The 13,409-nt window shown below is 73.9% G+C and carries 12 protein-coding genes and 1 pseudogene; 6 read left to right on the top strand and 7 right to left on the bottom strand.

Annotated elements, in window-relative coordinates:
* Positions 1-168: 168 nt before the first annotated feature.
* Together ACFWH7_RS02750 and dapA are read right to left on the bottom strand one after the other, a co-directional pair.
* Entirely contained in the window at positions 169-1,854 is a 1,686-nt protein-coding gene (locus ACFWH7_RS02750) for a ribonuclease J (protein ID WP_378214899.1), read from the bottom strand.
* 50 nt (positions 1,855-1,904) lie between these two features.
* Positions 1,905-2,849: a 4-hydroxy-tetrahydrodipicolinate synthase gene (gene dapA, locus ACFWH7_RS02755; protein ID WP_378214901.1), complete on the bottom strand. Its 945-nt coding sequence runs from the start codon at positions 2,847-2,849 to the stop codon at positions 1,905-1,907.
* Between the two features lie 114 nt (positions 2,850-2,963).
* On the opposite strand from dapA, the gene ACFWH7_RS02760 reads away from it, so the two are divergent.
* From ACFWH7_RS02760 to ACFWH7_RS02785, 6 genes are all read left to right on the top strand, one after another.
* A complete protein-coding gene (locus ACFWH7_RS02760; RefSeq protein WP_378214902.1) occupies positions 2,964-4,448 on the top strand; it encodes an NAD-dependent succinate-semialdehyde dehydrogenase in 1,485 nt (494 codons plus the stop codon).
* Positions 4,449-4,628: 180 nt separating this feature from the next.
* Positions 4,629-5,207, top strand: coding sequence for a TIGR00645 family protein (locus tag ACFWH7_RS02765; RefSeq protein WP_378214903.1), 579 nt, complete (start codon positions 4,629-4,631; stop codon positions 5,205-5,207).
* A complete protein-coding gene (locus ACFWH7_RS02770) occupies positions 5,204-6,034 on the top strand; it encodes an AzlC family ABC transporter permease (RefSeq protein WP_378214904.1) in 831 nt (276 codons plus the stop codon). The genes ACFWH7_RS02765 and ACFWH7_RS02770 overlap by 4 nt, the downstream gene beginning before the upstream one ends.
* Entirely contained in the window at positions 6,031-6,351 is a 321-nt protein-coding gene (locus ACFWH7_RS02775) for an AzlD domain-containing protein (protein ID WP_047232680.1), read from the top strand. Before ACFWH7_RS02770 ends, ACFWH7_RS02775 begins: the two co-directional genes overlap by 4 nt.
* A 41-nt stretch (positions 6,352-6,392) precedes the next feature.
* Positions 6,393-6,902 (top strand): GNAT family N-acetyltransferase, encoded by a 510-nt coding sequence (locus ACFWH7_RS02780; RefSeq protein ID WP_378214905.1) that lies wholly within the window; start codon positions 6,393-6,395, stop codon positions 6,900-6,902.
* A gap of 79 nt (positions 6,903-6,981) precedes the next feature.
* Entirely contained in the window at positions 6,982-7,440 is a 459-nt protein-coding gene (locus ACFWH7_RS02785; RefSeq protein WP_141389633.1) for a hypothetical protein, read from the top strand.
* Positions 7,441-7,513: 73 nt separating this feature from the next.
* On the opposite strand, the gene ACFWH7_RS02790 is transcribed toward ACFWH7_RS02785, so the two are convergent.
* The 5 genes and pseudogenes from ACFWH7_RS02790 to rpsO all read right to left on the bottom strand — a co-directional run bounded on the left by ACFWH7_RS02790 (position 7,514) and on the right by rpsO (position 13,266).
* Positions 7,514-7,987: a hypothetical protein gene (locus ACFWH7_RS02790; RefSeq protein WP_378214933.1), complete on the bottom strand. Its 474-nt coding sequence runs from the start codon at positions 7,985-7,987 to the stop codon at positions 7,514-7,516.
* Between the two features lie 62 nt (positions 7,988-8,049).
* Complete coding sequence (dapB, locus tag ACFWH7_RS02795; RefSeq protein ID WP_378214935.1) at positions 8,050-8,805, bottom strand: 4-hydroxy-tetrahydrodipicolinate reductase; 756 nt, start codon at positions 8,803-8,805, stop codon at positions 8,050-8,052.
* 328 nt (positions 8,806-9,133) lie between these two features.
* A pseudogene (locus ACFWH7_RS02800) lies at positions 9,134-10,453 on the bottom strand (M16 family metallopeptidase); the annotation flags it as partial.
* A 1-nt stretch (position 10,454) separates the two neighbouring features.
* A complete protein-coding gene (locus ACFWH7_RS02805; RefSeq protein ID WP_378214906.1) occupies positions 10,455-12,686 on the bottom strand; it encodes a polyribonucleotide nucleotidyltransferase in 2,232 nt (743 codons plus the stop codon).
* A 310-nt stretch (positions 12,687-12,996) separates the two neighbouring features.
* Positions 12,997-13,266: a 30S ribosomal protein S15 gene (rpsO, locus tag ACFWH7_RS02810; RefSeq protein WP_021479897.1), complete on the bottom strand. Its 270-nt coding sequence runs from the start codon at positions 13,264-13,266 to the stop codon at positions 12,997-12,999.
* Positions 13,267-13,409 lie beyond the last annotated feature (143 nt).

Below are 13,409 nucleotides of genomic sequence, written 5' to 3' on the forward strand. Positions count from 1 at the left end.
TCTTTTTTCTATTACCGCGCGCGGCGCGGCCCCCCCCCGGGGGGGGGCGCCCCGCCCGCCCCCCGCCCGCCCCCCGCGCCCCCCCCCCCCCGGGCGCCCCCCCCCACTTCCCACTTCTCGCGCCACCGACGCCCCTGAGGGGGCCTGTGGCGTGTCAGACGTCCCGCGTCAGGCCTCGACGACCACCGGGACGATCATCGGTCGGCGCCGCAGGCGGTTGGAGACCCACCGCCCGATGACGCGGCGCATGACCTGCTGGAGCTGGTGCGTGTCGGTCGCGCCGCCGGCGATCGCGTCCTCGAGCGCCTTGACGACCTCCGGCTGGATGTCCTGGAACACCTTGTCGTCCTCGGCGAACCCGCGCGCGAGGATCTGGGGTCCCGCGAGCACCTTGCCGGTCGCGGAGTCCACGACGGCGAAGACGGACACGAAGCCCTCCTCGCCGAGGATGCGCCGGTCCTTGAGCTCGGCGTCGGTGATCTCGCCGACGCTCGACCCGTCGACGTACACGTACCCGCACGGCACCGCGCCCACGACCGACGCCTTGCCGTCGACGAGGTCGACGACGACGCCGTCCTCGGCCAGCACGACCCGGTCCGCGGGGACGCCCGTGCGGACCGCGAGCGCACCGTTCGCCACGAGGTGGCGGACCTCGCCGTGCACCGGCATGACGTTCTTGGGCTTGAGCACGTTGTAGCAGTAGAGGAGCTCGCCCGCGCTCGCGTGCCCGGACACGTGCACCTTGGCGTTGCCGCCGTGCACGACCCTCGCACCGAGGCGCGTGAGCCCGTTGATGATGCGGAAGACGGCGTTCTCGTTGCCCGGGATGAGCGACGACGCGAGGATCACCGTGTCGCCGTGGCCGACCTGGACCTTGTGGTCGCCGTTGGCCATGCGCGACAGGGCGGCCATCGGCTCGCCCTGCGACCCGGTGCACATGAGCACGGTCTCGTCGTCGCGCAGGGAGTCGACCTTCTTGAGGTCGATGAGCACGCCCTCGGGCACGTGGAGGTAGCCGAGCTCGGCCGCGATGGTCATGTTGCGGACCATCGAGCGTCCGACGAGTGCGACGCGGCGCCCGTGGTGGTGCGCGGCGTTGAGGACCTGCTGCACGCGGTGCACGTGCGAGGAGAACGACGCGACGATGATGCGCTTCTCCGACGCGGCGAAGACGTTGTCGAGCACCGGTCCGATCTCGACCTCGGGCGTGACGAACCCGGGGACCTCGGCGTTGGTCGAGTCGACCATGAACAGGTCGACGCCCTGCTCGCCGAGGCGCGCGAACGCCCGCAGGTCGGTGATGCGCCCGTCGAGCGGGAGCTGGTCCATCTTGAAGTCGCCGGTGTGCAGCACGGTCCCGGCGCCGGTCGTCACCGCGACCGCGAGCGCGTCGGGGATCGAGTGGTTCACGGCGACGAACTCGCAGCGGAACACGCCGAGCTGCTCGACCTGCCCCTCCTTGACCGCGAGGGTCACGGGCGAGATGCGGTGCTCCTTGAGCTTCGCCTCGACGAACGCGAGCGTGAGCTGCGACCCGACGAGCGGGATGTCGCGGCGCAGGCGCAGCAGGTACGGGACGGCGCCGATGTGGTCCTCGTGGCCGTGCGTGAGGACGATCGCCTCGATGTCGTCCAGCCGGTCCGCGATGTAGTCGAAGTCCGGGAGGATGAGGTCGACGCCGGGCTGGTTGTCCTCGGGGAAGAGGACGCCGCAGTCGATGACGAGCAGGCGCCCGTCGTACTCGAGGACGGCCATGTTGCGGCCGACCTCCCCGAGCCCGCCGAGGGCGACGATGCGCAGCCCTCCGGTCGGGAGCTCGGGAGGCAGGGAGAGTTCGGGGTGGGGATGGCTCACGGGGCCTCCTGTCGTGGCTGAGCCGGGGGTTTCGAGGGCTCCTGCCCTCGCTAGTTCGTGGGTGCGGCGGTGGCCGCCGCGGCGCTCGCGCCGACGAGCACGCCCGCGGCGGCGAGGGCGTCGCGGACCAGCGCGACGTCGTCCTCGGTCGCCGCGACGTTCGGCAGGCGCAGGAAGCGGTTGTCGGTGACGCCGAGCAGCTCGACGGCGGCCTTGGCCATCACGGCCTGGAAGCCCGCGCCGTTGAGCGCGTCGATGACGGGCGTCGTGGCGAGGAAGACCTCGAGCGCGCCCGCGTGGTCGCCCGCGTCGAAGCGGCGCACGACCTCGGCGAACGGCCCGGCCACCGCGTGCCCGGAGACGGAGACGATGCCGGCCGCGCCGTGGGCGAGGAACGGCAGCAGCAGCCCGTCGTCGCCGCTGTAGAACGCGAGCCCGGTCGCGGCCGCGAGCTTGGCCGCGGCGTACACGTCGCCCGTCGCGTCCTTGCTCGCGACGACCCGCTCGTGCGCCGCGAGCCGCGCGTACGTCGCGGGGGCGATCCGCACGCCCGTCCGCCCGGGGACGTCGTAGAGCATGACGGGCAGGTCGGTCGCGTCGGCGATCGCCGTCACGTGCCGGTGCACGCCCTCCTGGCTCGGGCGCGAGTAGTAGGGCGAGACGACGAGGAGCCCGTCGGCCCCGGCCTCGGCCGCCTGCTCCGCCATGCGCAGGGCGTGGTCGGTGTCGTTGGACCCGGCACCGGCGACGACCGCCGCGCGGTCGCCGACCGCGTCGACGACGACCCGCACGAGGTCCTGCTTCTCCGGCGCGTGGGTCGTGGGCGACTCGCCCGTCGTGCCGCTCAGCACCAGACCGTCGTTCCCGTCGTCCACCAGGCGCTTCGCGAGCCGGGCCGCCGCCGCGAGGTCGACGGCGCCGTCGGGCGTCATCGGGGTGACCATGGCGGTGAGGACCGCGCCGAACGGGCGCGCGGGGGTGGCGGGAAGGACCATGTGCACAAACTACCGTGCGGCGCGTCCCCGCACCGCGCCCGTCCAGGCCTGGGAGCGCGGCGCGCGCCCGCCGCCCGGGTGCGTCCCGGCGACCCCGAGGGCGATACTCGGAGCATGTCCCGCCCCGCCTCGACGTCGAACCTCTCCCCCGCGCTCGTCGCGCACGTGCCCACGGGGCTGCTCGTCGACGGCCACTGGGGACCGGCCGAGGGCGGCCGGACGTTCGAGGTCGAGGACCCGGCCACGGAGGAGTCCCTGTTCGACGTCGCCGACGCGAGCCCGGCCGACGCCCTGCGCGCCCTCGACGCCGCGCACCGGGCGGCGCCCGCGTGGCGCGCGACGCCTCCGCGGGAGCGCGGCGAGGTGCTGCGCGCCGTCTACGACCGGGTCGTCGCGCGCGCCGACGACGTCGCCGCGCTCATCACGGCCGAGTGCGGCAAGCCGCTCGCGGAGGCGCGTGCCGAGGTGCTCTACGGCGCCGACTTCCTGCGCTGGTACGCCGAGCAGGCGGTGCGGGCCGAGGGCCTCGCCCGCACGGCACCGGCGGGGGGCAACCGGCAGCTCGTCTTCCGCCGGCCCGTGGGGCCTGCGCTGCTCGTGACGCCGTGGAACTTTCCCATCGCGATGGCGACGCGCAAGATCGGCCCGGCGCTCGCGGCCGGCTGCACCGTCGTGATCAAGCCCGCACGGCTCACGCCGCTGACGACGGCGCTCGTGGCCGAGGTCATCCGGTCCGAGCTCGCCGACCGCGGGCTGCCGACCGGCGTCGTCAACGTCGTTCCGTCGTCGCGCGCCGCGGACGTCACCGAGCCGCTCCTCGCCGACGAGCGCCTGCGCAAGCTGTCCTTCACGGGCTCGACGGCCGTCGGGCGCACGCTGCTCGAGAAGGCGGCGCCCCAGGTGCTGCGCACGTCGATGGAGCTCGGCGGCAACGCGCCGTTCCTCGTGTTCGCCGACGCGGACCTGGACGCCGCGGTCGAGGGCGCGCTCGTCGCGAAGCTGCGCAACGCGGGCCAGTCCTGCGTCGCGGCCAACCGCTTCCTCGTGCACGACGCCGTCGCGCGCGAGTTCGCCCAGCGCCTCGCCGCCGCGTTCGAGGACCTGCGGGTCGGCCCGGGCGCGCAGGACGGGACGCAGGTCGGCCCCCTCATCGAGGCGAAGGCCGTCGACAAGGTCGCCGAGCTCGTCGACGCCGCGTCCGACGGCGGCGCACAGGTCCTCACGGGCGCCGACCGGCCGCGGACCACGGGGTACTTCTACGCCCCGACCGTGCTCTCCGGCGTCGACCCCGACGCGCGCGTCGTCACCGAGGAGATCTTCGGGCCCGTGGCGCCCGTGGTCGCGTTCGGCGACGACGACGAGGGCCTCGCGCTCGCGAACGCGACCGAGTACGGGCTGGCCGCCTACGCGTACACGTCCTCGCTCGACCGCGCCGTGCGGGTGTCCGAGGAGGTCGAGGCCGGGATGATCGGCATCAACCGCGGCATGGTGTCCGACGCGAGCGCGCCGTTCGGCGGCGTCAAGCAGTCGGGTCTCGGCCGCGAGGGCGGCGAGGCGGGCCTCGAGGAGTACCTCGAGACCGTGTACGTCGCGCTCTGACCCGCGAGGACCCGTCGCACCGGCCGTGACCGGCGCCGTCGCGCCGTCACCCGGCGTTGGTAGCCTGACGCTCCCCTGCCACCGACTCCCGGAGAGCCCACGCCCGTGCCCTCGTCGCCCGCGTCGACCACCAGCCCGAACGTCCCCTCGCCCAGCGCCCGCGTCACGACCGTCGGGTACATGATCTTCGCGTCCCGCTGGCTCCAGGCACCGCTCTACTTCGGCCTCATCGTGGCCCAGGTCGTCTACGTCTGGCAGTTCCTCAAGGAGCTGTGGCACCTCATCGTCGGCGGGTTCACCGGCGAGCACATGACCGAGGACCCCCAGACCCACGAGATGGTCCAGCACGCGTTCGGCGCGGAGGAGATCATGCTCGCCGTCCTCGGGCTCGTCGACGTCGTCATGATCTCCAACCTGCTCATCATGGTCATCGTCGGCGGCTACGAGACGTTCGTCTCGCGCATCCGGCTCGACGGCCACCCGGACCAGCCGGAATGGCTCAGCCACGTCAACGCGAACGTGCTCAAGACGAAGCTCGCGATGTCGATCATCGGCATCTCGTCGATCCACCTGCTGCGCACGTTCATCGACAGCGCCAGCTACACGCCGTCGCAGATGATGTGGCAGACGATCATCCATCTCGCGTTCGTCGTGTCCGCGCTCGCGCTCGCGGCGATCGACCGCATGTCCCTCACGGCGCACCAGCGCGCGGCGAACGCCGCCGCGGCGGGTGAGGGCCCGGCCGACCCGCACGCATGAGCCGGCCCGACGACGTCCCGCGCCCCGACGCCGACGCCGCTCTCGACGCCGAGACCGGGGACGCCATCGAGGTGGAGGGCGCCGTCGAGCAGGCCGTCGAGGACGAGGTCCGCGCCGCGGTACGCCAGGCCGTGTCGGTGTCCGTCGCGACGGGCCTGTACGGCATCTCGTTCGGCGCGCTGTCCGTGGTCGCGGGGCTCGACGTCGCGCAGACGATGGCGCTGAGCCTGCTCATGTTCTCGGGCGGGTCGCAGTTCGCGCTCATCGGCGTGGTCGGCGCCGGCGGCGCGCCGACCGCGGCGATCGCGACCGCGGGGTTCCTCGGGGTCCGCAACGCGCTGTACGGAGCCCAGCTCGGCCCGCTCCTCGCGCTGCGGTCGTGGCACAAGGTCGTCGCGGCGCAGTTCACGATCGACGAGTCGACCGCGGTCGCGACCGCCCAGCGCTCGCGCCGCGCCGTCCGGGCGGGGTTCTGGTGGACGGGCGTCGGCATCTTCGTGCTGTGGAACGCCATGACGCTCGTCGGGGCGCTCGCCGGCGACGCGCTCGGCGACCCGCGCGCGTGGGGGCTCGACGCCGCCGCGGCGGCCGCGTTCCTCGCCCTCCTGTGGCCCCGGCTCGCGGCACGGGCGATGCAGCTCGCCGCGGCCGCGGCCGTCCTCGTCGCGGTCCTGCTCATCCCGGTCGCGCCGGGCGGCGTGCCGGTGCTCGCCGCGGCCGTCGTCGCGATCGTCATCGGGCAGGTGGACGCGCGGCGCCGACGCGACCCGTCGGGCGGGTCGTCGGCACCGTCCGCCGACGGGCGCCCCGAGAAGGAGTCGTCATGACGTCAGCGACCGTCTGGGTCGTCGTGCTCGCCGCCTCGGCGGTGTGCTTCGCGCTCAAGCTCGCCGGGCACCTCGTGCCCGAGCACTGGCTCGCCGACGAGCGCGTCGCGCGCACGGCGGCGCTCGTGACCGCCGCGCTGCTCGCCGCGCTCGTCGCGGTGCAGACGGTCGGCGACGGGCAGGCCCTGGTCGTCGACGCGCGCCTGCCCGCCCTCGGCGTCGCGGCGGTCGCGCTCGCGCTGCGCGCGCCCTTCATCGTCGTGGTGGTCCTCGCCGCCGCCACGGCCGCGGGCCTGCGCGCCCTCGGCTGGGGCTGATTCCGGCCGGATGGACCCCAGAGGTCTCGTAGGGTGAACCCGTGAGCCTCTTCCGCGAGACCGCCGACGTCTCGGTCCGCCCTGCCGTGCCCGGCGACGACGTCGCGATGACCGCGATCCAGGTGGGCGCGTGGCGCTCGTCGCACGAGGAGGTCCTCGGCGAGGACGTGCTCGACGCGCTCGACACGGTGCGGATGCGCGAGCAGTGGGCCGCCGCGATCTCCTCTCCCCCGGGTCCCGGCTTCGGCGTGCTCGTCGCGTGCGCGGGCGCGGACGTCGTCGGGTTCGCCGCCGTGGCGCCCGGACAGGTCCTCGCGCTCGAGGTGGAGCCGCGGCACCAGCGCGGCGGGCACGGGTCGCGCCTGCTGTCGGCCGCGGTCGACCGGCTGCGGCGGGACGGCGCGGAGGAGGTCGTCACGTGGGTGCTCGACGGCGACACCGCGCGCGAGGCGTTCCTCGCCGGGGCCGGGCTCGGGCCCGACGGGCGGACCCGCACCCTCGCGACCGGGGTGCGCGACGTCGTCGAGCGGCGCTGGACCGCCGAGATCTGAGGGTCCGGTCCCTGTTCGTCACGCACCCGTGACACCGTCGTGACCCGTCCGCGCACCTGACCTGCGAGGATCGACGGCCATGGGCATCCTCACCGACTACTTCACCGCTCCTGACGACGCGCAGGCCGGGAGCGCGGCACGTACGGGCCCCAGCAGCCCCGACCCGCTGACGAACCAGCCGGTGTTTCCCACGGTCGAGCTCAAGGGCATCGACCCGTTCGTCGTGCTGGGCACGCTCGCGGGCCTCCTCACGGACCGACCGTACGCCGAGGCGAAGCGCGACCCCCGGCACGGGGAGCTCGTCGCGAGCGCGGGAGACGAGGGCCCGTGGGTCGTCGCGGTCACCGCGGAACTCGTCACGGTGCTCGCCGCGGCGACCCCGACCGACCTCGACGCCGTCGCCGTGCGCTGGGCCGCCACCGACGAGCTGGAAGGCTCCGACCCCGCCGACCTGGCCGGTGCCCTGCGCCGGCTCGCGACCCTGTGCGTCCAGGCGGACGACGCGGGCCACCGGCTCTACTGCTGGACCAGCCTCTGACCTGCCGAGATGCACCACCATGCGTGAGGTAGCCCGTCAGGCGGGCTACCTCGCGCGTCGTGGACCGCCCCGGTCAGCGACGGGCACGGTAGAGCGCCGCCGCCTTGCGCAGCGCTTCGCGCGCCCGACGGCGGTCGCGCGCCGCGTCGTAGGCGAACGCGAGGTGGTACCAGGCCTCCCAGCTCTGCGGGTCGGCGTCGACCGCGTCGCGGTAGCGGCCGAACGCCGCGTCGGCAGCCTCCCGATCGATGCGCCCGCCGGGCGAGCGTGGGAGGTCGTCGACCGGCAGCCGGCCCTGGGCGGCGAGGTGGTCGGCCATGCGTTGCACGGTGCCGGCGAGCAGGAACTCGCGTCCGACCAGCCCCACCACGAGCAGGGGCAGCACGAGCACGCCGGCGCCGATCACCATCGCCACCGGCTCGCCCGTGCCGATGAGCGCGGCGGCACGCCCCGCCACCTGCCACACGTAGAGCCCGAGCAGGATCGTCACGAGCACCGCGCCGACGATCGCTTTCCAGGGCCGGGCGGCGCGCGACCGCCCGGTCACCCTCTCCGGACGGCCGTCGTCGCTGCCGTCGGCGTCGGGACCGACCGGACCGCCGGGAGCGCTCACGCCAGGTCCAGCACGTTCTCGAGCCCGACGGTCAGCCCCGGCCGGCCGACGACCTCGCGGACCGCGAGCAGGACGCCCGGCATGAACGAGACGCGGTCGAACGAGTCCTGCCGGATGACGAGCTGCTCGCCCGTGTTGCCGAAGAGGATCTCCTCGTGCGCGACGAGGCCGCGCAGGCGCACCGCGTGCACGCGCACGCCGTCGACGTCGGCGCCGCGCGCCTCCCAGCCCGTCTCCGTCGCGTCGGGGCTCGGCGCGACGCCCGCGTCGGCGCGTGCCGCGGCGATCGCCGCTGCGGTGTGCCGGGCCGTGCCGGACGGCGCGTCCACCTTGTCGGGGTGGTGGAGCTCGATCACCTCGGCCGACTCGAAGTAACGGGCGGCCTTGGCGGCGAACGTCATCGCGAGGACGGCCGAGAGGCCGAAGTTGGGCGCGATGAGCACGCCCAGCCCGGGTGCGCCGGCCGCGGCGGCGCGACCGAGGTGCGCGACGACGCGCCCGCGGCTCTCCTCCGTCCAGCCCGTGGTCCCGACGACGGCGTGCACGCCCGCGTCGATCAGCGCGTGGACGTTCGCCTCGGTCGCGGACGGGACGGTGAAGTCGACGGCGACGTCCGCGCCGCCGAGCGTGGAGACCGTGACCTCGTCGCCCGCGTCGAGGCGCGCGACGAGCTCGAGGTCCGTCGCACCCTCGACGGCGGCACAGACGGTCGTGCCCATGCGCCCCGCGGCGCCCAGGACGGCGACCCGCAGCGGGCGACCGGGCTCTTGCCGGGAGGCGGTCGGGGCGGGTTCGGGCGCAGGGATGCTCTGGTCGCTCACGACCGTCACCCTATCGCCGGTGGGCGGGCGGACCGGTGCCGCGTCCGTCCCACCGGGCGGTGGGTCTGCACACAGCACGACGGGGGGGGGGCGCCCGCGCGCGGCGGGCGGCCCGCGGCCCGCGCCGGGGGGGGGTGTGGTGAGGCGCCAGGGACGGGTGACACGCCCCACCGCCCGCCCCCGCGCCGCGCGCCCCCGCTCGCGGGGCCCCCCCCCCCGCCCGGGCGCCGCGGGGGGGCGCTTTTCTCCCGCGGCGGCCGGGCCCGCCGCGCTCCCGCGCCCGCGGCCGCGAGGCGAGCTCGCCCGCCAGCTTCTGCACGTCGTCCGCCGTGACCGAGCGGACCGCGTCGAGCGACTCCTCGACGCTCAGGAGCTCGCCGTAGACGAGCTCGGCCTTGCCGAGCCGGCTCATGCGCGAGCCGGAGTCCTCGAGCCCGAGCACCATGCCGCCGCAGAGCTGGCCGATGCTGCGGTCGAGCTCGGCGCCGGTGATGCCGTCGTCCGCGAGCCGGTCGAGCTCGGAGTGCAGCAGGGCCGTGACCTCGTCGACCTTCGACGGCGCGCACCCGGCGTAGAGGCCGAAGGTGCCGATGCCGCCGTGGCCGGACGCGAACGAGTACGTCGAGTACGCGAGGCCGCGCTTCTCGCGGATCTCCTGGAACAGGCGCGAGCTCATGCCGCCGCCCAGCACCGCGCTCAGCACGGAGAGCGTGAAGCGGCGGTCGTCGGTCGCGGACAGGCCCGTGCCGCCGATGACGACGTTCGCCTGCTCCACGGCCCGGTGCACCGACAGCTCGACGCCCGCCGCCCCGACGCCCGCGAGGGCGGGGTCGGCCGGGTCGCGCCGCGCGCGCGGCGCGCTGCCCGCGTCGAGCGACCAGCCGCCGTCGTGCAGCGCCTGGCCCACCTGGGCGACCAGCGTGTCGTGGTCGACACCGCCCGCCGCCGCGACGACGAGCGTCTCGGGGCGGTAGTGCCAGCGGTAGTGCTCCCAGACGGCGTCGCGCGGGACGGCGTTGATCGTGTCCGGGGTACCACCGATGGGGCGGCCGAGCGCGTGCCCCCCGAGCACGGCGGCCGCGAACTCCTCGTGCACGACGTCCGAGGGATCGTCGTCGTTCATCGCGAGCTCTTCGAGGATCACGCCGCGCTCGGTCTCGAGCTCGTCGGGGTCCAGGCGCGCGGACGTCACCATGTCGGCGATGACGTCGACCGCCATGGGCAGGTCGGCGTCGAGCACGCGCGCGTAATAGCACGTGTGCTCCTTGCCCGTCGCGGCGTTGGCCTCGCCGCCGACGGCGTCGAACGCCTCGGCGATGTCCATCGCGGAGCGGCGCGCGGTGCCCTTGAACAGCAGGTGCTCGAGGAAGTGCGTCGAGCCGAAGTGGCCGTCGGTCTCGTCACGCGAGCCGACGCCGACCCACGCGCCCATCGTCGCCGAGCGCAGGCCCGGCATCGACTCGGTGAGCACGCGGACCCCGCCGGGCAGGACGGAGCGACGGATCGTCGCGCCGTCCTGCCCGGCGGTCAGCTCGGCCCCGGCGTCACCCGCCGGGACGAGCGGGAGGTCCCAGGGCACGTCAGGCGTCCGCGCCCTCGGTCGCGGGAGCGTCAGCGTCCGCCGCGGCGTCCTCCTCGACCACGGCGTGCAGCGAGAGCTTGCCGCGCGGGTCGATCTCGCCGATCTCGACCTGGACCTTCTGGCCGATGGAGAGCACGTCCTCGACGTTCTCGACGCGCTTGCCGCCCACGAGCTTGCGGATCTGGCTGATGTGCAGCAGACCGTCCTTGCCCGGGGAGAGCGAGATGAACGCGCCGAACGACGTCGTCTTGACGACCGTGCCGACGAAGCGCTCGCCGATCTCCGGGACGTGCGGGTTGGCGATCGCGTTGATCGCCGCGCGGGCGGCCTCGGCCGACGGGCCGTCGGTGGCACCGATGTACACGGTGCCGTCGTCCTCGATGGAGATGTCCGCGCCCGTCTCCTCCTGGATCTGGTTGATCATCTTGCCCTTCGGGCCGATGACCTCGCCGATCTTGTCGACCGGCACCTTCACGGAGATGACGCGCGGGGCGTTCGGGGACATCTCGTCGGGCACGTCGATGGCCTCGGCGAGGACGTCGAGGATCGTCAGGCGCGCGTCGCGCGCCTGGGTCAGCGCACCGGCGAGCACCGAGGCGGGGATGCCGTCGAGCTTGGTGTCGAGCTGGATGGCCGTGACGAACTCGCGGGTACCGGCGACCTTGAAGTCCATGTCGCCGAACGCGTCCTCGGCCCCGAGGATGTCGGTGAGCGCCGCGTAGCGGGTCTCACCGTCCACCGTGTCGGAGATGAGACCCATCGCGATGCCCGCGACGGGGGCGCGCAGCGGCACGCCCGCGTTGAGGAGCGAGAGCGTCGAGGCGCACACGGAGCCCATGGACGTCGAGCCGTTGGAGCCGAGGGCCTCGGACACCTGACGGATCGCGTACGGGAACTCCTCGCGGCTCGGGAGCACCGGCACGAGCGCACGCTCGGCGAGCGCGCCGTGGCCGATCTCGCGGCGCTTGGGGCTGCCCACGCGGCCGGTCTCACCGGTCGAGTAGGGCGGGAAGTTGTAGTTGTGCATGTAGCGCTTGCGCGTCTCCGGACCGAGCGAGTCGATCTGCTGCTCCATGCGGAGCATGTTCAGCGTGGTGACGCCCATGATCTGGGTCTCGCCACGCTCGAACAGCGCGGAGCCGTGCACGCGCGGGAGCACCTCGACCTCGGCCGACAGGGTGCGGATGTCCGCGAGCCCACGGCCGTCGATGCGCACGCCCTCGGTGAGCACGCGCTGGCGCACGAGCTTCTTCTGGAGCGAGCGGTACGCGGCGGAGAGCTCCTTCTCGCGGCCGTCGAACCCGGCCTGGAGCTTGCCGACCATCTCGTTCTTGATCTCGTCGAGTCGGTTCTCGCGGTCCTGCTTGTCCGCGATGGCGAGCGCGGCACGCAGGTCGGTGGAGACCTCGGCCTCGACCGCGGCGAACGCGTCGTCCTGGTAGTCCAGGAAGACCGGGTACTCCTTGACCGGCTTCGCGGCCTGGGCCGCGAGCGCCGACTGCGCGTCGCACAGCGCCTTGATGAACGGCTTGGCCGCCTCGATGCCCTCGGCGACGACCTCCTCGGTCGGCGCGCCGACGCCCTCGTCCTTGACGAGGCCCCAGGCACCGTCGGTGGCCTCGGCCTCGATCATCGCGATCGCGACGTCGTCGCCCACGACACGCCCGGCCACGACCATGTCGAAGACCGCGCGCTCCTTGTCGGAGTACTTGGGGAACGCGACCCACTGGCCGTCGACGAGCGCGATGCGGACCGCGCCGACCGGGCCGGAGAACGGCAGGCCGGAGATCTGCGTCGACGCCGAGGCGGCGTTGATCGCGAGCGTGTCGTACGCGTCGTCCGGGTGGAGCGCGAGGACCGTGATGACGACCTGGACCTCGTTGCGCAGGCCCTTGACGAACAGCGGGCGCAGCGGGCGGTCGATGAGGCGGCACGCGAGGATCGCGTCCGTCGAGGGGCGGCCCTCGCGGCGGAAGAACGAGCCGGGGATGCGGCCCGCGGCGTACATGCGCTCCTCGACGTCCACCGTCAGCGGGAAGAAGTCGAACTGGTCCTTGGGGTGCTTGCCGGCCGTCGTGGCCGACAGGAGCATGGTCTCGTCGTCGAGGTACGCGGCGACGGAGCCGGCGGCCTGACGCGCGAGGCGCCCGGTCTCGAACCGGACGGTGCGGGTGCCGAAGCGACCGTTGTCGATCGTGGCCTCGGCGAACTGGATCTCGGGACCCTCCACGGGTGCCCTCCCTTTCTCGAAGCGCCGCCCGGGTAGCCCTGTCGAGGGTTCCGGTCCGTGCCCCGGCGCGCGTGGCGCGGGGCTCCGGTCGCACTCGACGCTCGGCGGTCTTCGATCGAGGTCCACGGCGGTTCCCGTACCGGCTCCGTCCGAGACGGGGCCGTGGGGTCCGTGAGCCACTACCGAGGACCGAACGAGAGGCCGGCGGCGCGGTGTGGGTGGTGTCGGCTGAAGGTGTCAGCCGTGGTGTGACAGGTACATCACACCAGACCAGCCCGGTCCCCGCAGGGACCGGGCTGGCGGTGTCGTGTCAGCGACGCAGACCGAGGCGCTCGATGAGGCTGCGGTAGCGGTTGATGTCGACCTTCTGCAGGTAGCCGAGCAGGCGACGGCGCTGGCCGACGAGGAGGAGCAGACCACGACGGCTGTGGTGGTCGTGCTTGTGCTCCTTGAGGTGCTCGGTGAGGTCCTTGATGCGCTGCGTGAGGAGCGCGACCTGGACCTCGGGCGAACCGGTGTCGCCCTCGCTCGTCGCGTACTCGGTCATGATGCGCTGCTTCGTGGCAGTGTCGAGCGGCACGGTTCTCCTTCGGGTTCGTTGCGCGGTGCGCCGGGGACGGTTCTCCCGGGCTCTCTGGATCCGCGGCCGGTCAGACGGCGCATCCATCGTACCAGCGCACGACCGCACCGCCGGCGACGGGCGGTGCGGTCGTCGTTCGAGCG

Source organism: Cellulosimicrobium cellulans (genome assembly GCF_042723955.1).
GTDB lineage: Bacteria > Actinomycetota > Actinomycetes > Actinomycetales > Cellulomonadaceae > Cellulosimicrobium > Cellulosimicrobium cellulans_H.

Bases quoted from the DNA above. Each gene is read 5' to 3' on its own strand.
- ACFWH7_RS02785 (WP_141389633.1), top strand. From the start codon at position 6,982: ATGGGCATCCTCACCGACTACTTCACCGCTCCTGACGACGCGCAGGCC.
- ACFWH7_RS02765 (WP_378214903.1), top strand. From the start codon at position 4,629: ATGATCTTCGCGTCCCGCTGGCTCCAGGCACCGCTCTACTTCGGCCTC.
- ACFWH7_RS02760 (WP_378214902.1), top strand. From the start codon at position 2,964: ATGTCCCGCCCCGCCTCGACGTCGAACCTCTCCCCCGCGCTCGTCGCG.
- ACFWH7_RS02775 (WP_047232680.1), top strand. From the start codon at position 6,031: ATGACGTCAGCGACCGTCTGGGTCGTCGTGCTCGCCGCCTCGGCGGTG.
- dapA (WP_378214901.1), bottom strand. From the start codon at position 2,849: ATGGTCCTTCCCGCCACCCCCGCGCGCCCGTTCGGCGCGGTCCTCACC.
- ACFWH7_RS02770 (WP_378214904.1), top strand. From the start codon at position 5,204: ATGAGCCGGCCCGACGACGTCCCGCGCCCCGACGCCGACGCCGCTCTC.